This window comes from Paenibacillus senegalimassiliensis, assembly GCF_001486585.1.
In the GTDB taxonomy this organism is placed as follows: domain Bacteria; phylum Bacillota; class Bacilli; order Paenibacillales; family Paenibacillaceae; genus Fontibacillus; species Fontibacillus senegalimassiliensis.
In genome coordinates this window covers 77,484-97,492 of record NZ_LN909041.1, presented here as the reverse complement: position 1 = coordinate 97,492, position 20,009 = coordinate 77,484, and the positions used below count along the sequence as shown (strand labels likewise).

Here is a 20,009-nt window from a genome sequence, read left to right as displayed (position 1 = left end):
GGCGAGGTCAAAAAGCACGAGAAGGATGGAATCGCCATCCTCTCGTGCTATTTTATATATTACGCTTCGGCTTCAGGATACCGAAGTTACAGAGGCTCCTGTCTTGGCCGAGGGCTGAGCTAGAAGCTTCTCCTTGCTCATAGCCAGGGAGAAGACAATCGTAAGTGCGGCGGGAACCAATGCCCAGGCAAAGGTCAGGGCCACGGAAGAAGACAAAGCGCCGCTAATGGCTTGTAGCATTCCTTGTGGAATCTGCTCTCGCGAGGAGGCCTCCAGCAGAATATGGGCATCACCGGACAGAAGCTGCGAGGCCACAGCTTCTTCGCCCACTGAACCGGTGGATACATCAGTAGGAATATGCTTGACGAACAGATGGTTTTGAATGATTCCAAAGATAGTGACCCCTACAGCCATCCCCAAAGAGCGCATGAAGGTCAAGGTTGAACTGGCCGTTCCCCGCTGATTTGCCGGGAAAGGGTGGATAGATGCATTCCCCAACACCGGGAAGGAGAAGCCGATTCCAAGTCCGGCGATGACGAGGGATATCGTAACGAAGAGCTGTCCAGAGCCGGGGGTAATCGTACTAAGCAGGTAGAAGCCTGCAGCGAAGATGACCGTGGCTGGAATCATAATGGACCGGTAGCTGAATTTGTTCATGAGAAAACCGCCGATGGTGGACGACACCACCGTGCTGAGCATCATCGGAAGCAGCACCAGGCCAGAGTTCACGGCGGTTCCGTACTGAACACCCTGAATATAGATCGGGATAAATACGGAGGCGGTGATGAAGGCGGCGCCTCCAAAGGTAGCAATTGCATTGCTGGTAGCGTACAGACGATTGGTGAACATCCGGAAAGAAATAATCGGTTCGGCCGCCCTTAGCTCTGCGATGATAAAGATCAGGAGCGAAATCACGGACAACGCAAACAGGGATAATACTATGGCCGATCCCCAAGCATATGTCTTTCCCCCAAGCTCAAGCGCAAGCATTAAGGAAACTACACTACTAACCAGAGAAATCGCTCCGGCCCAATCAATACGTTGTTTGGATACGACGGCAGCTTCATGATAGAAGAACGCCACGCCAGCCAGAGCAGCTATTCCCAAAGGCAGATTAATGAAGAATATCCAGTGCCAATTCAAATATTCAGTAATAAAGGCGCCGAGCAAAGGACCCAGGATGCTGGCTAATCCAAATACAGCTCCGAACATCCCCCCCAATTTGCCCCGTTCTTCCAGTGGCACAAGATCATACATAATCGTAAAGGCAATCGGAATGAGCGCTCCCCCGCTTATGCCTTGAATAATGCGATAGAGGATGAGCTGATCCATGGTTTGAGCTGTGCCGCACAGGACTGAGCCAATAATGAACACGATGATGCCGAAGAGAAAGAACCTCTTACGGCCATACATATCAGATAGCTTGCCGAAGATGGGCATGCCAGCCATCTCCGAGATCATATAGGCTGACGATACCCACACAAAGCGGTCGAGTCCACCGATATCTCCGACGATGGTCGCTGTTGCCGTCGTAATAATGGTATTGTCCATCGCCGACATCAGAATTCCCAGCAGCAGGGCAGCTAGCACGATGCCGGTGTGTTTTCTTTTTGTTTGTTCCATCTTTCGTTCACTCACCTTATTCGTTGATAAGATAGCCCCTTACCTCAATCCTTACGGGCTACTGCCTGCTTCCAGACGCTAATGCCGAGCCACACGCAGCCGATGGTAATGAGGAAGCCGTGTCCAACACGAAGGGGTTGCGACCAGGCATACTGCGGAAGATAGAGCAGAAAGGCTGCTGCAATTGGAATGCCGCTCCACTTGGACAGAATACGGGATTTCCAGACAGCAATGGCAACCAGGATGCAACCGATAGCCAATAGCACAAGCCCGATCATGATAAGAATAAGCCCAAAGCCGGAGCGAATATCTTCCGTAATCGGGAGCAGATTCTCGTTATTCAGGCGAAGAGCTTCCTGGCCCACAGCGTACAGACCAAAGACCTCTGCCCCGTAGAAAGGCAGTGTAAGCCCGACGCCCAGCCAACTCAAGACCAAGCCATTGAATGCCAGATGGACGACAGGGGTTTGTCTTAAAGTAAGGAACAAGCCAAGTAGCCCTAATGTAAATAAAATGAATGCTACGATGGCCAGGGAGTGGGAGACCACCCATTCGACCGAGGCAAACGCGGCAGCTCCTCCCAGAGTGGCCTCATTGGAGAAGGGGCGAAGTGCAGGATAAAGAACAAAGAGAAGGCCGGAGCCGATCAGGGAAGCACTAGTCAAACTTCCCAAGGCACTAGGCGATGGATAAGATGCTGCCATCAACTTCTTCTCATTCATACGATTCATTAATTGACTCGTCATGGACAACCCTCTTTCTAATAATTGGTGGAATATAGCTATATTTTAAAACTAATTACGTTAGTTTGCAAACTATTTTTGTAATTATAAATTAATTATTATTATTTGACAAACTAATATAATTAGCATAATATAAACTCAAAAATTATAGCTAACTTCATTTAATAATCTGAATGAAGAGGTGGACGATGAGGATTTTGTTAACGGGAGGTTCCGGTTTTATCGGAACAAATCTGACGCGTTATCTATTGGAGAAGTATCCGGATTACACGCTGATTAATCTGTCGCCAGGACGTAATGGCATCCGGGCCAAGAGTACGGAGGCCTTTGCTGACAACCCCAACTATGTCTATGTGAACGGAACTGTGGAGAATGAAGAAGAATTGCGCGAGGCTTTTAGTCATGGCGTGGATGTGGTCATTAATTTGGCCGGACAGACCCACGTAGATCAGAGCTTGTCCTCCCCTGGTGAACTCATTCGCGCCAATCTGATGATTACCCAGATGGTACTGGATATGAGCCGCCAGTTCGAGGTAACCCGGCTGGTTCAAATCTCATCGGCCGAGGTTTATGGACCGGTTGGGGAAGGGAGCCGGATGGATGAATCCGCCCTGATCTCACCGGTTAATCCCTACGCCGCCAGTAAGGCGGCTTGTGATCTGCTGGTGGCCTCCTACCATCATACCTTCGGTATGGAGACCTTGATTACGCGATGCTCCAACAATTATGGCCCCTTCCAAACGACGGAGAAGCTGGTGCCGCTCGTCATTACACAAGCGCTATGCAATCGAACCATTCCAATGTATGGAGATGGCAACTTTATGAGGGATTGGTTGCATGTACAGGACCACTGCACTGCCTTGGATGCGGTCATTCATCGGGGGAAGGCGGGCCAAATCTACAACATATCCGGCAATCAGACTTCGACGACCCGTGAGATCATCGAGCATATATTGGAGCTGACGGAACGTCCCTGGTCCTTGGTGAACAGCGTGCCGGACCGCCCAGGCAACTTCCACCGCTATTCCTTATGCTGCGATAGAATGCTTGAAGATACAGGCTGGGAGCCTCGCTATTCCTTGAAGGATGGCCTTGGTGAAACGGTGGACTGGTATAGAAATCATGGGCACTGGTGGTTATCTGATCAAGGCCTGGCAGCCATTCGATGAAGGAGGGAAAGGAATGAAAGGAATTATTTTGGCAGGTGGGCTGGGTTCCAGACTATATCCGTTAACCATATCCGTGACCAAGCATTTATTGCCTATTTATGATAAGCCTATGATTTATTATCCGTTGTCTGTCTTAATGCTCTCAGGCATAAGGGACATTCTGATTATAGGAACCGCCCAGGATACGCCCCGCTATCAAGCTTTATTTGGGGATGGCAGCCGGCTGGGGATGAACTTCTCTTATGCTGTGCAGGATCATCCGAGAGGGCTGGCTGAAGCCTTCCTGATAGGAGAATCATTTATCGGCCAAGAGGATGTAGCCCTGATTCTGGGAGACAACATCTTTTTTGGGCAGGGCTTTACGGCGATCCTGCGTCAGGCGGTGGAGAAGCAGATGGGAGCTACCGTCTTCGGCTATCAGGTGAAGGACCCGTCGAGGTTTGCGGTTGTTGACTTTGATGCTTCGCGTCAAATCGTATCTATTGAAGAGAAGCCCCGGTACCCCAAGTCCAATTATGCCGTTACCGGTCTGTATTTCTATGATCATCATGTAGTGGACGTGGCAAAATCCATCAAGCCTTCGGCACGCGGCGAGTTGGAAATCACGGACGTGAACCAGGCGTATCTGACACAAGGTCGCCTTCATGTCGAACTGCTGGGCCGGGGATTTGCCTGGCTGGATGCCGGTACCCATGACTCACTTATGCAGGCGTCTCAATTTATAGAGACACTAGAGAAGCGTCAAGGCTTCAAGATCGCTTGCATCGAAGAAATTGCATATCATCTTGGCTATATTGATCGCGAACAACTTGTAAGAACCGCTTCATCCCTTAAGAACGAATATGGACAGTATCTGATGGATATTGCGGATATTCACCAAGGTTCTAGCCAAGGGCGGAGCTTGGAGGTGCACCTGGCATGACGGCGATCGAGGCACACCAAGAGGAGCGGGGAGCGCTTCTGATTACGGGGGGCTGCGGCTTTATTGGCTCTCATTTTCTAATGCACATTTTGGCTCGTAATCCTGAACGCAAGATCGTCAACCTGGATAAAATGACTTATGCTGCCTCTACGGACACCAATCGGGCAGCCGCACAGTATAGCAATTACAGGTTTGTTAAGGGCTCGATCGAGAACAAGGAGCTTGTCGAGCATCTATTTAGAGAGCATGATATTCGAGGAGTCATCCATTTTGCGGCTGAGTCTCATGTCGACAATTCCATCGCCAACCCGGAGGTTTTTGTCTGGACGAATGTTCTCGGAACGCAAACGCTGCTGAATGCTGCCTTATCCCATTGGATGGAGTCTCCAGGGCAACCGAAGCCCGGTCATGCCGAGTGCCGGTTCCACCATATCTCTACGGATGAAGTATATGGTGCTTTAGGCCCGACAGGCAAATTCACAGAGGAAAGCAAATATGCTCCGAACAGTCCCTATAGTGCAAGCAAAGCCGGCTCCGACTTGCTCGTATCCAGCTATAACCGTACCTACGGCCTTAATACCGTAATCACAAATTGCTCGAACAATTACGGACCCGGACAACATGCGGAGAAGCTTATTCCAACTGTCATTCGCTCTGCGCTAGCGCGTGAGCCTATTCCCATCTACGGTACCGGGCAAAATGTGCGGGATTGGCTCCATGTTCAGGATCATGCCGAGGCCATTGAGCTTGTATTCCGGCAAGGTACAAGTGGAGAAACCTATAATATCGGATCAGATAATGAGTGGAGCAACCTGGAACTGGTGAAGCGCATCTGCTCGATCCTTGACGAGCTTGAAGCGGCTACGTTGAACCAGGCCGGGTTATCCAGCTTTGCCGAACTGATTCACTTCACAGATGATCGCCCTGGGCATGATTGGCGGTATGCCATAGATTCATCCAAACTTTATGATGAGTTGGGTTGGCAGGCGCGAATTCCTTTTGCAGAGGGGTTACGGGGCACAATTGAATGGTATAGCGAAAAATTGAATCACAATAGTTAAAACACTTTCCAGGTAATTGAAATAGCTATTAATATTAATTACAATAGGATTAGAAGTGAGGTGATTCCTATGAGTAAACTGGTTACGGTAAACACCGTATCCCAATTAGCGTTTCTACCCAATGTTTTTCCTGTGAACTGTTATTTGGTCGAAGAGCAAGATGGATTGACCTTAATAGATACGGGGATGTCCTTTAGTGCTAAGGGCATACTTCAGACTGCCGAACGGCTTGGCCAACCCATAACCCGGATTGTGCTCACACACGCTCACCTGGACCATGTAGGCGGGCTGGATCTTCTAAAGGAAGCGCTACCAGATGTGCCTGTCTATATTTCCCGGAGGGATGCCCTTCTGCTTGAGGGAGACTTATCCTTGCTGCCGGAAGAGCCCAATACGCCTATTCGTGGCAGCGTTCCAACCAAGGTAAAGACAAGGGCAGATGTGCTCTTGCAGGATGGGGACCATGTAGGCTCGCTGTTGGCGATTGCAGTTCCGGGGCATACCCCTGGTTCCATGGCCTTTCTGGACACCCGCAACCGTATACTCATAGCTGGAGATGCCTTCCAGACTCGCGGGGGGATAGCGGTATCGGGCAAGGTTAAGCCCTGGTTCCCCTTCCCCGCCTTGGCAACCTGGTGCAAGACGGAAGCTATTGAAAGTGCGAGGAAATTAATCGAACTTCAACCGGCCCTGCTCGCCGTAGGTCATGGGCCTATGCTTGAGCAGCCGATCGATGCAATCAGGCGGGCGATTATGGAGGCGGAGGCGGCCCCCTCTTTGGTCCAGCATTAGTAGAGAAGGAGCAGTTTCAATGGCAGCTAGGAATAGCATTAAACTCAATCATATTTTACAGGCAGCAACGGACATTATTGATGAGAAGGGCGTTGAGGAGCTTACCTTGGCTTCCCTGGCCCAGAAGCTGGAGATCAGATCCCCGTCGCTCTATAATCATGTGGATGGCTTGCAGGATATTAAGCGCCAGCTATCAATTTATGGACTCAAGCAGCTATGCTCTGAGTTGATGCGGGCGGCTATCGGGCGGGCCGGAGACGACGCGCTTCGCGAGATGGCGAAAGCCTATATCGTATTTGCCAGATCGCATCCCGGCCTCTATGAGATGACGCTCTTCATATCTGTTGATGATGACGCAGAACTCAATCAGGCAGGCCAGGAGATTGTAGAGCTTGTGACCCAGGTTCTTCGAGCCTATCGGCTGGAGGAATCGCATACCATTCATATGGCGCGCGCGTTCCGCAGCTTCCTTCACGGGTTTGCTTCACTGGAGCACCGCGGCGGGTTCGGGTTGCCTCTTGACCTGGACGAGAGCTTTAACGAGATGCTGGAGACCTTCCTGGCAGGACTGCATGTGCGCTTTCCCCAGGGGCAATAAATGAGTGGCTCCATAAAACCTAAGGCTGATAACGGGATACCCGTTGTCAGCCTTTTTGTTACTTGGATATTTCTTTATTTATACCATGCTGAATACCTCGGCGGGGGCTTGCTCACTGGCTGAAGAAGCTGAGGGGCTTGGGGCTATCTTCTCCAAATATTGAACGGATAAGGCGTAAGCATCATAGGTGGCCGCTTCCTGCTGCATACGAGTAACCTGCTCCTTATATCGTGAATCGCCAAAAATCCGCCTTGCCCCTGCGGAAATATGTTCCGGGGTAACCTTATTAGTCTTGAGGTTGATTCCGATCCCCGACCATTCCACACGCGCGCTAACTTCGCTCTTATCCTCCGATTTGCCCCAGACCATCAGGGGAACGCCATAGGCAATGGCATAATGGACTCCGCCGTATCCTGCATTGGTCACCATCAAATCCAGATGAGGCATTAGTAACGAGTAGGGGATGAACGGCTCAATGCGGACGTTGTCTGGCAAGGCAAAAGGCAGCGGAGGAAGCGGTTTGTGACCCGTTGTGGCAATCACCAGGACGTCCTGGTTCGCAAGCGCCTGAATGGTGGGTAGCAGCAATTGACTGAAATCGGTATTGGCAAGTGTACCTTGGGTCACCAAGACGACCTTCTTGGCTGTCTCTAGTTCATTCCACCAGGAGGGGAGCTCGTAGTCTGTAGGAGTGGTGGTGAGATTGAACGGGCCAACAAAACGGATATTTGCCGGGAAATTGCGGTTCGGGTATTCAAAGGATGGGCAAGTGCCTTGCAAATATAAATCCGAGTAATGGACGACGGCATCAAAGACCCAATGTTCCAGCTTGGGCAAGCCCAACCGATTGAGAATTCCGTTGAAATGTTGCTGTTCATGGCGGAATACCACCTTCTGAACGAGGAAATTTAACAATTGGTTACGAAAGCGCCCAAGCGGTGTGTCTACAGGAGGGATGCCCAGCCCGAAAGGGGCGGTATCCTTACCCGTGATTGATAAAGGCAACATCCCGATGCATACGGTCTTGATTGTGTCTCCTCGTCTGCGCAGAGGTAGAATGCCTGTAAAGGTTGGGCAGATGACGAGGACATCGGGTTCAAATTGCTGACGGATGTCCGCTAAATCTCGGTCGAAGCCCTCCATAGTGCCTGCAATAATGTTGCGTACGCCCCATTTGAATTTCCGAAGCCCTTGTAACTCCATGTATTTTGGAAAATGCTCATGTAGTGTCGAAGCACTAAAGTTAATCAAGTGAGTAAATGGGACAAAGGTCGCCCCCGTACGTTCAATTTTCTCCTGAAACAAGTTGCTGCAATACCAAACTACCTCGTGTCCACGCTGAACCAACTTCCTCGCAATGGGAATGACGGGATTCACATGTCCGTCCGCAGGCCATACGGCAATAAGATAACGTGCCAATGCTTCAACCTCCTTTATAGGGGATAATATGCAGAGTTAACTCATGATGTTATCTGTTGAACTAATCTGAATTAACAAAAAACATTATCTGTTTTTACCTAGGAGTGTATTGACAAATTTGGGCAACAAGTATAATTTTAACATTAGTAAGATTTTCATATATGTTAGATTATATAGCTTTTGACGATGCAGTCAACGTATTTATGTTAGAACTTATACTAATTAGATTAGGAGAATGTGTATGAGTGAATCTATTCAAACGGATGTATGCATTGTTGGAGGCGGGCCTGCCGGGGCCATGCTGGGGCTTTTATTGGCACAGCAAAGTCCATTGAATGTGCTGGTGCTTGAACGGAACCAGGCTTTCCAACGGGAATTTCGCGGTGAATCCATTTCACAGGGATCGGTGGCAATTCTTGATGAATTGGGCATTCTGGATGGACTCAGGCAGCAGGGCTTTTTACAAATTGAAGGGTTATCTATGTTTGATGAAGATCAGAGAATTTTCTCTGTGAACTTCCACGACTTTCAGGCCAAGCACAAATTCATTATTGACTTACCGCAGCCGATACTGATTGGCGCCATTCTGGACAAGGCTCAAACGCTGCCGAATTTCAGCTTGCGTATGGGAGCCGCCTGCACAGGATTGGTTGAAGAACAAGAGCAAATCACTGGCGTTGTATATCGAGATGCCTCTGGCGAGAGCATCACCGTCTCGGCTTCAGTAGTAGTTGATGCTAGCGGCCGATATACAAAAATCAGGGAAATGGCGGGAATTCAGGCCGATATTCAAACCTTCAGCCGGGATGCCGTTTGGTTCCGCGTTCCTCGCCCGAGCGACTGGGAACTTCACACACGTATCAAAGTCAACGGTCAACATCACCTCATCATTTTGCCTACCTACCCAGACCAATTACGAGTTGGCATCAACATTGCCAAGGGACAATACCAGAAGGTCAAGCAAGAACCTATCGAGACATTTCACGATCAAGTTTGCAAATTGGAGCCCCTGCTGGATGGAATCGTTCAGCAACATATCCGGAGCTGGAAGGATACCGTACTCCTGGACATCTTCACGGCCAATGTGCCGCAATGGTCCCGGGATGGTCTTGTGCTCATCGGAGACTCGGCCCATACGGTATCACCAATCCTCGGTCAAGGCGTTAATTTGGCCATTCAGGATGCCTATGTTCTGGCTACGGTCATTGCGAATTATCTGCAAGCTCATCCGAAGGCAATTATTCCGAAGAGCGCATTCGCTGCTTTTGAAGAAAGTCGGCGGGAATTGGTGAATTTTGTACAAGCCTTCCAGGCCGATCAGGAGAAGGGGCTGATGGCTGCCACAGAAGAAGGGATGATTGAGAGACGAATCAAGATGTCGACGCTGGATCAATCCCCGATGAAGGTCCAGCTTGCCATGAAATTGGCCTTCGGCATTTTCAGTGCAGAGCCCGTGCAGGCGAGCCATGGCGGTTAACCTGCAAGCATAAAGGAGTTTGGGACGAACATGCTCATGCTGACTATTCTTAAATGGTTCAATTTATCTTTAAGAGGGCTTATGGAGCTGGGACTGGTTGTCGCACTGGCCCAGTGGGGCTATCTGACCGGAAGCCAGGCTTGGCAGAAGACGGTACTAAGCATTGCCGCACCCGTAGTAATCTTCGGCTTCTGGGGCTGGTTTGACTTTCGTTATGTCGTATCCAACCCGGAGCCCTACCGTCTGGTTCAAGAGCTACTGCTTACCTTTCTCGCTGCCTACGCCTGGTATTCCGTTGGTTATCGCTCATTAGGCTGGTCCCTGGCGATCATTTCTATTGTGCATCATGCTCTGATTTATTTGCTGGGAGAGCGATTAATCAAGTAACCGGTATAGATAGCAAGTCCGGCTTCATACATGCCCAATATACAATTTGGGAGGAGTTCAATTGGGGAAGAACCGAGTCGTTGTCACAGGGATAGGTATTATTTGTTCGCTTGGGACCAATAAAGAGCAGGTCATCTCCAGAATGAAACGTAATGAGACGGGAATCGGACAGATTACGCGGTTCCCCACGGATAAGTTCATCAGCCGAATCGGTGCAGAAGTGACAGATTATCACCCGGATCTTTATTTTACAGACGAAGAGCAGCGAAGATACGATTATTGCAGCCAATTTGGCATTATTGCAGCTAAGGAAGCGCTGGAGGAGAGCGGAATCTCTAGCGGGGATTATTCATTGAACCGCTTTGGCGTAGCCTTCGGAAGCTGCAACGGCGGGATTAATTCTCTCGAAGAGCAAGGTACGGTCAAGGAATTGGACCTGGAGCGGACAGCGAGATATCCCTTCTTCCAGCAAGGTGACAATATTGCCAAGCATTTAGGGCTTCACGGCCCGGTGAATACGATTAATACGGCATGCGCCGCCAGTGGTAACGCGATTGGCTATGCCTTTGACATGATTCGCAATCAGTATGCAGATGTCATGCTGGCTGGAGGCTCGGACTCGATGTCCTCCTCGGTGTATTCGGGCTTTAACGTGCTTCAGGCGCTAAATTCTTCACCTTGCTCGCCTTATAACGACAAATTCGGCTTGAGCTTGGGCGAAGGCGCGGCTTTTGTCATTTTGGAAACACTGGAGCGTGCAAAACAGCGCAAGGCTACAATATATGCTGAAATTTGCGGATATGGCCTAAGCAGCGATGCCTATCATGAGACGGCCCCCGAGCCTGAGGGACGAGGAATTCAGGTGGCTGTTGATTTTGCCATCAAGAATGCGGGGATTGCCAAGGAGCAAATTGATTATATCAACACGCATGGTACAGGAACGAAAGCCAATGACTCGGCGGAGCTTTACGGACTGCGGCAATTATTTGGAGAAGAGGCATTCCGCAAGGTGCTATACAGTTCAAGCAAAGCCTATTTCGGGCATAATCTGGGCGCGGCTGCGGCTATCGAGTACGCCACCACACTTCTGGCACTTCGCGAAGGGTTATTGCCTGCGACCCTCCATTTTGAGACTCCTAGAGAAGGAATCGATGCAGCGAACCTGATTGCAAACGAAATGCAGGCCCATCATGTTGCCTACTTCCTTTGCAATAACTCGGCTTTTGGCGGCCACAATTGCTCAATCGTTTCTTACAACTGGGCTGCTGGAGAACGTACGGTGGAGGCGGAAGAGCTGGCACCAGCCAAACGTGTTGCCATTGTCGGACAAGGAAGTGTGAGCCGGTACGGTCATGGGGCCGGAATGATCGATTTCTGGCAGGAAAATAAGGAGACCGTCTCATCGGAAGTTCCTCTCTTCTCCTTGAAGGAATATAACAAAGAGCTGTACGAGCGAAGAATGAACGCTCTGTCGCAATATAGCATCGGAGCCGCCCATCTGGCGCTTCAAGATGCCAAGCTGTCGGCTGCGGAGCAGCATTCCACGGACGTGGGCTTGTTCTACGGCACCTCCAGAGGCAGTCTGGATAGCGCCTATAAATATTTGTCAGCTATTTTCGAGAAGGGGCCTGAGCATGCCAGCGGGGTTTATTTCCCCGATATGGTGCTCAATTCCACCGCCGGCAAAATAGCGAAGAAGCTCGGAGTCAAAGGGTATGGCACCTCCATGAGCACCGGGGGTAACGATGGCATGATGAGTGCTCTCTACGCTTACGAGACGGTCCGGGCCGGTATTCAGACGCACGTGCTGGTTGGCGCGGGTGATGAACATTCCCTGCTTTCCACTCAGGTAGACGCGGCTTTGGGGCTGGCGGACATCGACTATGAAATAGGTGAAGGCAGTGCCTTTCTGGTGCTGATGGACCTTGAGCAAGCCAAGCTGGAGGGAAGAGACATTTACGCGGAATTGAAGGGCTTCGGGACGGTCTTTAGCGGACAGGAAAAGGTAGAGGACGAGCCCCAGGCATTGCGCGAAGTGGCCCAGGCCGCCTTGCAGCGGGCTGATGTGAAGCCTTCAGACATTGAATTTATTCTGATAGACGGCAGATTCGAGCCGAAGGAGCAAAGCCAGGATGTGCAGCCATTATTGGAACTGTTCCCTAAGGGAAGCGTTCCTCTCCTTAGCCTGAATGATCGCTTGGGATATTGCGAATCGGCAGGCTCCCTGCTTCATTTGATGGCGGCGGCCAACATTATGCAATCAAGTCGGCTTGCTCCAGTATACGGGCAGGAAGTAGCGGCAACCTCTACTCTGGCCCAGAAGCCTCAAGGAAGCTGCGGCCTGGTGATCAGTTCCTCAATTAACGGCAACTATACGGCTGCCGTCATAACCAACGGTTACACACATTCATCATAAATAATAAGAATGGGAGAGATGAGCATGAAGAGCGTGGAGGAAATCAAAGGAATTATCAAGGAAAGCATTTTGATTGATCGTTTGGAGTTGGAAGACATCACGGCGGAAGAAATCGGAGATGAGCTCCCCTTGTTTGGTGAAGGTCTTGGACTCGATTCCGTGGAGGCTCTGGATGTTGTAGCCGGCATTGAAGCGGAATTCGGCGTCAAATTGCAAGGTATGGATCAAGGCGCCATCAAGGAGCATTTCTACTCTGTAGAGACCTTGTCCCAATTCGTTCACAATCAGCTTGCCGGAGAAGCCGTTCTGGAATAGAGATGAGGAGCGTCAGCGGGCAGTCTTCCGGACTGCTCGCTGGTGATTAAAAGAGAAGAGGACTGGAGGTGTAGCCGCTTATGAAGGACGTTACGGTGATTGGTGCTGGGCTGGGAGGTTTGGCCAGTGCAGCATTGCTGGCGAAGCATGGAAATAAGGTGCGTGTACTGGAGCGCCATTTCATGGCAGGCGGCTATGCGACCTCGTTCCATCGCAAGACACGGGAGATGTCCCTGCGGGCAGAGTTTGAAGTGTCTCTTCACTTGATGGGTGACTTGGGCGAAGGTGGGGCTTTGCGGGAAGTTCTGTCCGAACTTGGCGTGCTGGATCACGTTGAATTTCTTCGTGCTGACAGTCTGTACCGCGCGTTGCTCCCGGGAATGGATATCCAGGCCAGGTCGTATGAGGCTTACGAGCAAACCCTGATTGCCCGCTATCCAGAGGAGCAGGAAGGAATCAGGGAATTATTTGCCCAATTCATTCGGCTTCGCCAGGAAATGCTGCTGATGATGAACAAAGCCAACCGGGGAGAGGACAGCGATATATTCAGCGATGCTCCGACTCTGTTTGCTTGCAGCAATTTGTCGTTGAAGCAAATGCTGGATGAATATATTAAGTCGCCGGAGCTTCAATCCATTATTGGGCAGCAGTGGCAATATTATGGACTTCCGCCTTCGCAGATTTCTGCTGCATATTATGCCTATGCCTGGACGGAGTACATGCTGTTTGGCGGCTATTACCCCAAGGGGCGCTCACAGCAGATCTCCAACGCCTTAGTGCAGATCATCAAGGATCACGGCGGGGAGGTGCTCTTGCGGCAAGAAGTGACGCAGATCGAAGTGGAGGATGGCGCAGTTCGGGGTGTACGCACGAAGAAGGGATATTTCCCAACGGAATTTGTCATTTCCAATGCCGATCCGCGTGAGACCTTTGGTAGGCTCATCGGATACGAGCGGCTTCCCCGCAAATATGTCAGGAAGCTGGAAGCCTTGAAGCCCAGCTTGGGCTGCGTTCAGGCTTATCTATTGCTGGATATTGATTTTCAGAAGGTATATGGCGAGAAGAACCATGAAATTTTCGTCAATGAATATTTCGACCTGGAACAAGCTTATGAGGATATGCTCAAGGAGCGGTATGATCAGATGCCCTTTAGCATTACAATCTATGAAAATTTGAATTCGGAATATCAGATGAGTGGCAAGACCACTTTGTCTTTATTTATTCTCAATCCGATCGATGGCTGGAGCGGTCTGGACAAGCAGGCTTATTTAGCGAAAAAAACAGCGGTAACCGAGGTGCTGCTTGGCCGATTGGAGCGCCTTTATCCGAATATACGCCAGCACATTGATTTTGTGGAATTATCCACTCCACTTACCAATCATTCCTATACGGGGAACTGGCAGGGAGCGATATACGGAGCCCAGCAATCGGTGGAGCAAAGCCTGCACCGGAGACTCCCCCAGACCACGCCAATCAAGGGTCTTTATTTGGCAGGAGCCTGGACCCGGCCCGGCGGAGGATACAGCGGAGTGATCTGGAGCGGCTATAATCTAGCCAAGCAAATCCTTAGGAATAAAGAGGCGGTGATACAGCATTGATGAAGGATCGGGTGGTGCTCATTACAGGCGCAACGCGGGGAATCGGGAAGTCGATTCTGTACCGCTTCGCCGAACAAGGAGCCAAGGTGGTTGGCATTTATGCCAGCAGCCGAGAGCGTGCGGAGGCCATTCAGGAGGAATGGCGGGCAAGAGGAACGGAGATTATGTTCGCGCAAGGGTCGGTTACGGACCCTGAATTTGTCCGCGATACGCTGCAGCAAGTCGTTTCTATCCACGGAACGGTAGATGTTCTGGTGAATAATGCAGGCATCACTTCGGATAATTTCACCTCGCAGATGAGTGTGCAGGAGTGGAATCGGGTCTTCCAGACTAACTTTGAGGGGACCTATAACTGTTCTCGGGAAGCGCTTGTTCATATGGAGCGGCAGGGGAGCGGCAAGATCGTCAATGTCATCTCGGTAACCGGGGTGCTGGGGAGAGAAGCGCAATCCAACTATGGCGCCTCCAAGGGGGCCGTTATCGGACTTACGCGCATGCTGGCGCGGCAATATTCGCAGAAGGGTATACATATCAATGCCGTGGCCCCGGGAATGATCGACACAGAGATGATCGGGCATGTTCCTGAGGAGAAGCTGGAGAACTTCCTGTTGCATACCAATTTGAAACGGCTAGGCACTTCGCGGGAGGTTGCCGATTCAGTCCTCTTCTTGTCGGGGGATATGTCTGACTATATGTCCGGCAGCGTCTTGAAGGTAGACGGAGGCTTTATTCGATAGGGGGAAGCAGCTTGAACAAGGGGATATTGATTACGCAGGGTGGCTATGCCTTTAACCAGGCGATCGCTTCCCGGATGCTGGCTGGTGGCCACAGGGTTGTACTTCATATAGCCGAGACAGAGCAGGCCGCTGCCTATCGCAGGGAGTTGGAGGAGGAAGTGGCCGCCAGGCTGTATATTTTGCAGGGAGATCCAACTAAGCCGGAGAGCCTTCAGGCGATGATGGAAGAGGGCATACACTGGCTGGATGGCCTCGACGTGATGATCCATGGAGATGAGATGCTGGATGAGGAACAGATGATGATGGACAGGCCGGAAGACTTTGGCCACCAGATTTCTGCTGTTTTCGAAGAGATCTTCCTGTGGAACCAGGCGGCAGTGCAGCACATGGTCAAGAAGAAGAGCGGGAAGATTATCTTCCCCATCAGGTATGACACGCTCTATTATGACGGTTACCCAAGCTCGCCGGTCGTTAATCACGGGAAAATTTCCATGATGAAATGTCTCTCCCGGGAGTGCAGTGTATTCCGCATTGACGTGAACGTCATGAGCTTTGGTTATCACGATGTCGGATGGGATCGAGCCGGGAAGAAGGAAATGCAGCGTAAGCTGGAAATTTTCGGACTGAAGCCGGTACTGAAGCCGCTGGAGGATATGCTGGGCATGCTGGAGTACCTTATTCAAGCCCCGGGAAGTCTGGTAGGTGGACAGAATCTGGAGATTGGCATCGGCATCGAAACCAATTTGTAGTATGTGATCAAAGGACAAAGGAGGGGAATCCTGTGCAATCCGTAAAGCTTATAGGAGTGGGAACTTCATTGCCGGGCGAAGCCGTAACGAATTCGAAGATGGAAGAGGTATTTGCCCTGAGAGAAGATTGGATCGATTTTATGATCGGGACCAAGACACGTTACTTCGCTGTTGATCTGGATGAGAAGAACGTGAAGTATGAGCTGAGTGACTTGGCTTCCACAGCGGCGCAGAGAGCCATGGAGCAGGCTGGCTTAACGCCGAAGGATATTGACTTTATCGTCATGTCTACGGCCACGCCGGATCATTTGATGCCAGCGACGGTAAATTTGGTAGCAGACCGGCTGGGAATGAACCGGATTCCCACCTATGAGATTCAATCCGGCTGCTCCGGGGCTATTCAGGGTCTGGAGGTCGCGTACCGGTTCCTGGGTACGGGCAGCTTCACCACGGGCCTGGTTATTGGCGGGGATGTATGCAACAAATATATGGATTTCCAGCGTGACTTCAAGAAGATGCGTTCCTCGGAACTCATCAATTTGGCTTTGTTCGGCGACGGAGCCGGGGCGGCAATTTTGACCAATGACCCGAAGCGCTCCGGGATCGGCATTTCCTACATCGTTAACCGATTTGAGGGATTGGATCGGGCTCCCGGCCAAATGATGAATTGGTTCGGGACCCAGCAGAGCTCAGGCGACGGAAAGAAAATTCAGTCGGCGAAGGAAGATTATAAGGCCATTGAGCAGGATGTTCCCGTGATGGCTAAGGAGATGCTGGAGGAACTGCTGAATGAGCTGAATTGTCCGCTGGATGAGGTGGAGCACTATCTACCTCCGCAATTGGGCGGTCATATGACCAGACGGATTGAAGAATCGCTGGGTCTGGATGCGGCCAAATCCATTAGCTGTGTAGCGGAAACGGGGAATAACGGCAATGCCCTGCCGTACCTGCAGCTTGAACGGTTGATGGAGCAGATGAAGCCAGGGGAGAGGGCGGTCTGCATCGCTATTGAGTCCTCGAAGTGGATCAAGACGGGCATGGCTCTCGTCAGAGAGGACGTGGCTTATGGATGAGCAGGAGGTATTGCCGCAAATCCGTCGTTGGAGGAAGGAAGGGACACTGGGTGAGAACCGCGACCTTATCGTGCAAGCGATACGAATGCATTATGATTCTGTGTTCACGGAGAAGGTAGGTTATTCGTTGAAGAGTGTGTCTGCGGAAGCCTGGCAATCCTCCGGGGAGGGTTCTGTCCAGCCCCTTAGGTTAGCTGTGCTGAGTAATTTCACCGTAGAGTCCTTCCCCTTAATGCTTCGTCCGTTGCTATTGTGTGAGGGAATCTGGCCCTATACTTATCTGGCCGGATTTAACCAGTACGTCTATGAGCTGATTCACGCGAATAGCGGCCTCTATCAGCATTCCCCACAACTTACGATATGCTTGCTGGACGAGCATATCGTACTTGATGAGTTGCCGAAAGATTGGGAAATCGAGGACCTGGAGGAGGCTTGTCAGCGGAAGCTGAAGCAACTCGGGCAGCTTATGGAGATATACCATCAACAGGCTACGGGACTCATCGCCCTTCATACCATTCCAATGTCCCCTAACCTGTACAATACCAAGATTGATTACAAGACGAAGGCCAGGCTTAGCCAAATCTGGCGTGCCTTCAATATGGGTCTTCTCCAGTTGTCGGATACGTGGAGTCAGGTTATTACCCTGGATACGGAAGTATTGCTTCAGGAGCATGAGACTACCAAGCTTCAAGATGCCCGACTGGCTGTATATGGCAGCTTTTATTTTACCTCTGAGGTATTGTTCGGATTCGCTGCGGAAGCAGCAAAGATCGCCAGAAACTACGTGGGTATGACCAAAAAAGTGCTGGTGCTTGATTTAGACAATACCCTCTGGGGCGGTATCGTCGGAGATGATGGCGTGGATGGTGTACAGTTGGGAAATGATGCGCCTGGCAAGGCCTTCGTTCTTTTCCAGAAGCGGTTGAAGCAATTGAAGAATCAGGGAGTTCTTCTTACGATATGCAGCAAAAATGAAGAGGCCGTCGTTAGGCAGATGTTCGAGCAGCACCCGGCGATGCAGCTTACCCTGGATGATATTACACTTATTCGTGCTAACTGGGAGCCGAAGTCAGAGAATATCCGGTTCATCGCCAAAGCGTTAAACGTGGGGCTGGATAGTCTCGTATTTGTGGATGATAACCCGTTCGAGCGTAATCAGATCAGAGAAGCGCTGCCTATGGTAATTGTCCCTGAACTGGATAAAGACCCCTCCTATTATGAAGAGACGCTGTTGTCTAGCGGTTGGTTTAACACCGTGAAGCTGACCGCTTCCGACAGGAAGCGAACCGATCAATATCGGAAAGAAGCGGAGCGTGAGTTGTTGAAGGAGTCCAGCCAGGGAATCGAAGATTATTTGCATTCTTTGGATTTGCAGGTGAACCTGCTGCCGGCCGATTCCTTCAATTTGCCACGGCTTGCGCAACTTACCCTGCGGACCAATCAATTTAATATGACCACCCGTCGGTTGCAGGAGTCGGAGGTAGCTGCACTGCAAGAGAACGATGCGTATTGGGTATTTGGCTTTCAGTCGCAGGATCGCTTTGGCGATTACGGATTGATTGGCTGTGTTGTCCTTGAGAAATCGCCAGATAGCTGGAGGATAGATAATTTTATGATGAGTTGCCGTGTCTTCTCTCGGCAGATTGAGACCGCTGTTCTGCGTTATGTGCTGGGGCAGGCCAAGGAAGCAGGGGTCAAGCAAGTGTACGGCGACTATATCCCGACCGCCAAGAATGTAATCGTGAAGGATTTCTACGTACAGCACGGCTTTGTACCTACCCAGCCACAGCCCGATTCTGATCGACCGTTGCAGCGTTATGTTCATCACCTTGATGTAATTCCACAAGCAGTACCCTGGATTCAGATGAAGACAGAGAAGGAGGCGGTCCATCCATGATTGAACTGGCTGCGTTGAAGCAGGTTGTCGCCGAAGTGATGGATTTGGAGGCAGAGGAATTGCAAGAGGATACCTTGCTGGAGGAGCTTGAGGATTGGGATTCTGTGAATGCGGTGCGGTTGATGCTGCATTTGGAATCAGAGCTGGGCGTCAGGCTTCAGGTAGAACAGGTCATGAAGGCGAAGAGCCTGAGAGACTTGCTGACCGGTGCGAACGGGGAAGCCATCCATGAGGCCGGGTGAAATGAAAGCCCAAATTGTTCCGCTCCCCGGACTGAGAAGGCACACCTATCATTACCTGATGTATGCTTCTCAGTTTAAGGCTGTAGCGCTGGACACGGAGGTAGATATAAGCCAGTTGCTGGAGCGTAAGGAGAAGTGGAAGGAGCGAGGGCAGCGGATAGGATATGTTGCTTTCCTGATTGAGGGGATTTCCAAGGTGCTTCGTGATTATCCGAGGGCTAATGTCTCGTTGAAGGGGGGGATTCAGCCCAAACTGGCTGTCTTCCCTGAGATTACTGCCAAATTCATGATTAACAAGCGAGTGAATGGCGAGCAGATTGTGATGTCGGGCGTCATCTCGGAGTCGGATCAGAAGCAGGTCGACGAAATACAGGGGACGATCGATTATTTCAGCCAAAGTGAGGTGGAAGAGCTCCAGGAACTCAGGGGGGTGAGGTTGCTGCAGTCCTTGCCTGTTTGGCTAGGTCAGTGGGTGTATCGTCTGGCGATGGGCAATCTGTCAAAGCGGAATCAGATGCAAGGGACATTTGCCATTTCATCGTTGGGCCAGCAGCCCGTTCAGGCTTTCTATCCCATCATCTCCAACACACTGTGCTTCGGCATGGGAACAGCAGAGCAGAGACCTGTGGTGATTGACGGACAGATAACCATTCGCCCCATGATGAAGCTGAGTCTGGTCTTTGATCATAGGGCGATTGACGGCGCGCTTGCAGCCGAAATTCTTGGCAAGGTCAAGCAGCAAGTGGAGTGTATGAGCGAATAAACATATACCTAGGAGAAGAGGTGAACTG

Annotated in this window: 19 protein-coding genes; 16 read left to right on the top strand and 3 right to left on the bottom strand. The window is 50.8% G+C overall.

All coding sequences use genetic code 11. The features are described from left to right. Positions 1-72: 72 nt before the first annotated feature. Positions 73-1,623, bottom strand: a complete 1,551-nt coding sequence (locus tag BN3279_RS02155; RefSeq protein ID WP_059049013.1) for an MDR family MFS transporter — start codon at positions 1,621-1,623, stop codon at positions 73-75. 44 nt (positions 1,624-1,667) lie between these two features. Further along, positions 1,668-2,369 carry a hypothetical protein gene (locus BN3279_RS02150; protein ID WP_059049012.1) on the bottom strand — a complete coding sequence of 234 codons (702 nt, stop codon included), beginning with the start codon at positions 2,367-2,369 and terminating at the stop codon, positions 1,668-1,670. A 185-nt stretch (positions 2,370-2,554) separates the two neighbouring features. Here BN3279_RS02150 and BN3279_RS02145 point away from each other — a divergent pair, with 185 nt between their 5' ends. The 5 genes from BN3279_RS02145 (at position 2,555) to BN3279_RS02125 (ending at position 6,908) form a co-directional block, all read left to right on the top strand. Next, positions 2,555-3,535 (top strand): dTDP-glucose 4,6-dehydratase, encoded by a 981-nt coding sequence (locus BN3279_RS02145; protein WP_059049011.1) that lies wholly within the window; start codon positions 2,555-2,557, stop codon positions 3,533-3,535. Between the two features lie 13 nt (positions 3,536-3,548). Continuing rightward, on the top strand, positions 3,549-4,457 hold the full coding sequence (rfbA, locus tag BN3279_RS02140) for a glucose-1-phosphate thymidylyltransferase RfbA (RefSeq protein WP_059049010.1): 909 nt from the start codon (positions 3,549-3,551) through the stop codon (positions 4,455-4,457). Beyond that, positions 4,454-5,518 (top strand): dTDP-glucose 4,6-dehydratase, encoded by a 1,065-nt coding sequence (gene rfbB / locus BN3279_RS02135; protein ID WP_059049009.1) that lies wholly within the window; start codon positions 4,454-4,456, stop codon positions 5,516-5,518. The genes rfbA and rfbB overlap by 4 nt, the downstream gene beginning before the upstream one ends. Before the next feature lie 69 nt (positions 5,519-5,587). After that, positions 5,588-6,310 (top strand): MBL fold metallo-hydrolase, encoded by a 723-nt coding sequence (locus BN3279_RS02130; RefSeq protein WP_059049008.1) that lies wholly within the window; start codon positions 5,588-5,590, stop codon positions 6,308-6,310. A 19-nt stretch (positions 6,311-6,329) separates the two neighbouring features. Then, on the top strand, positions 6,330-6,908 hold the full coding sequence (locus BN3279_RS02125) for a TetR/AcrR family transcriptional regulator (RefSeq protein WP_059049007.1): 579 nt from the start codon (positions 6,330-6,332) through the stop codon (positions 6,906-6,908). 78 nt (positions 6,909-6,986) lie between these two features. Here BN3279_RS02125 and BN3279_RS02120 read toward each other — a convergent pair whose 3' ends face one another. After that, complete coding sequence (locus tag BN3279_RS02120; RefSeq protein WP_059049006.1) at positions 6,987-8,327, bottom strand: glycosyltransferase; 1,341 nt, start codon at positions 8,325-8,327, stop codon at positions 6,987-6,989. A 241-nt stretch (positions 8,328-8,568) separates the two neighbouring features. Here BN3279_RS02120 and BN3279_RS02115 point away from each other — a divergent pair, with 241 nt between their 5' ends. From BN3279_RS02115 to BN3279_RS02065, 11 genes are all read left to right on the top strand, one after another. Then, the gene (locus tag BN3279_RS02115) at positions 8,569-9,804 is read left to right on the top strand and encodes an FAD-dependent monooxygenase (protein ID WP_059049005.1); all 1,236 of its coding nucleotides are present in this window, start codon (positions 8,569-8,571) and stop codon (positions 9,802-9,804) included. Positions 9,805-9,834: 30 nt separating this feature from the next. Beyond that, positions 9,835-10,191 carry a YrdB family protein gene (locus tag BN3279_RS02110; protein ID WP_059049004.1) on the top strand — a complete coding sequence of 119 codons (357 nt, stop codon included), beginning with the start codon at positions 9,835-9,837 and terminating at the stop codon, positions 10,189-10,191. A gap of 61 nt (positions 10,192-10,252) precedes the next feature. Beyond that, positions 10,253-12,607 (top strand): beta-ketoacyl synthase N-terminal-like domain-containing protein, encoded by a 2,355-nt coding sequence (locus BN3279_RS02105; RefSeq protein WP_059049003.1) that lies wholly within the window; start codon positions 10,253-10,255, stop codon positions 12,605-12,607. 24 nt (positions 12,608-12,631) lie between these two features. Beyond that, positions 12,632-12,922, top strand: coding sequence for a phosphopantetheine-binding protein (locus BN3279_RS02100; RefSeq protein WP_059049002.1), 291 nt, complete (start codon positions 12,632-12,634; stop codon positions 12,920-12,922). An 80-nt stretch (positions 12,923-13,002) separates the two neighbouring features. Next, on the top strand, positions 13,003-14,520 hold the full coding sequence (locus BN3279_RS02095; protein ID WP_059049001.1) for a phytoene desaturase family protein: 1,518 nt from the start codon (positions 13,003-13,005) through the stop codon (positions 14,518-14,520). Then, positions 14,520-15,257, top strand: a complete 738-nt coding sequence (locus BN3279_RS02090) for an SDR family NAD(P)-dependent oxidoreductase (RefSeq protein WP_059049000.1) — start codon at positions 14,520-14,522, stop codon at positions 15,255-15,257. Before BN3279_RS02095 ends, BN3279_RS02090 begins: the two co-directional genes overlap by 1 nt. A gap of 11 nt (positions 15,258-15,268) precedes the next feature. Then, a complete protein-coding gene (locus BN3279_RS02085) occupies positions 15,269-16,006 on the top strand; it encodes an SDR family oxidoreductase (RefSeq protein WP_059048999.1) in 738 nt (245 codons plus the stop codon). Positions 16,007-16,038: 32 nt separating this feature from the next. Continuing rightward, positions 16,039-17,079, top strand: a complete 1,041-nt coding sequence (locus BN3279_RS02080; protein ID WP_059048998.1) for a beta-ketoacyl-[acyl-carrier-protein] synthase family protein — start codon at positions 16,039-16,041, stop codon at positions 17,077-17,079. Continuing rightward, a complete protein-coding gene (locus BN3279_RS02075) occupies positions 17,072-18,976 on the top strand; it encodes an HAD-IIIC family phosphatase (RefSeq protein WP_059048997.1) in 1,905 nt (634 codons plus the stop codon). The genes BN3279_RS02080 and BN3279_RS02075 overlap by 8 nt, the downstream gene beginning before the upstream one ends. Next, complete coding sequence (locus BN3279_RS02070) at positions 18,973-19,218, top strand: acyl carrier protein (RefSeq protein WP_059048996.1); 246 nt, start codon at positions 18,973-18,975, stop codon at positions 19,216-19,218. The genes BN3279_RS02075 and BN3279_RS02070 overlap by 4 nt, the downstream gene beginning before the upstream one ends. Position 19,219: 1 nt before the next feature. Further along, on the top strand, positions 19,220-19,981 hold the full coding sequence (locus BN3279_RS02065; RefSeq protein WP_059048995.1) for a 2-oxo acid dehydrogenase subunit E2: 762 nt from the start codon (positions 19,220-19,222) through the stop codon (positions 19,979-19,981). The last annotated feature ends 28 nt before the right edge of the window (positions 19,982-20,009 follow it).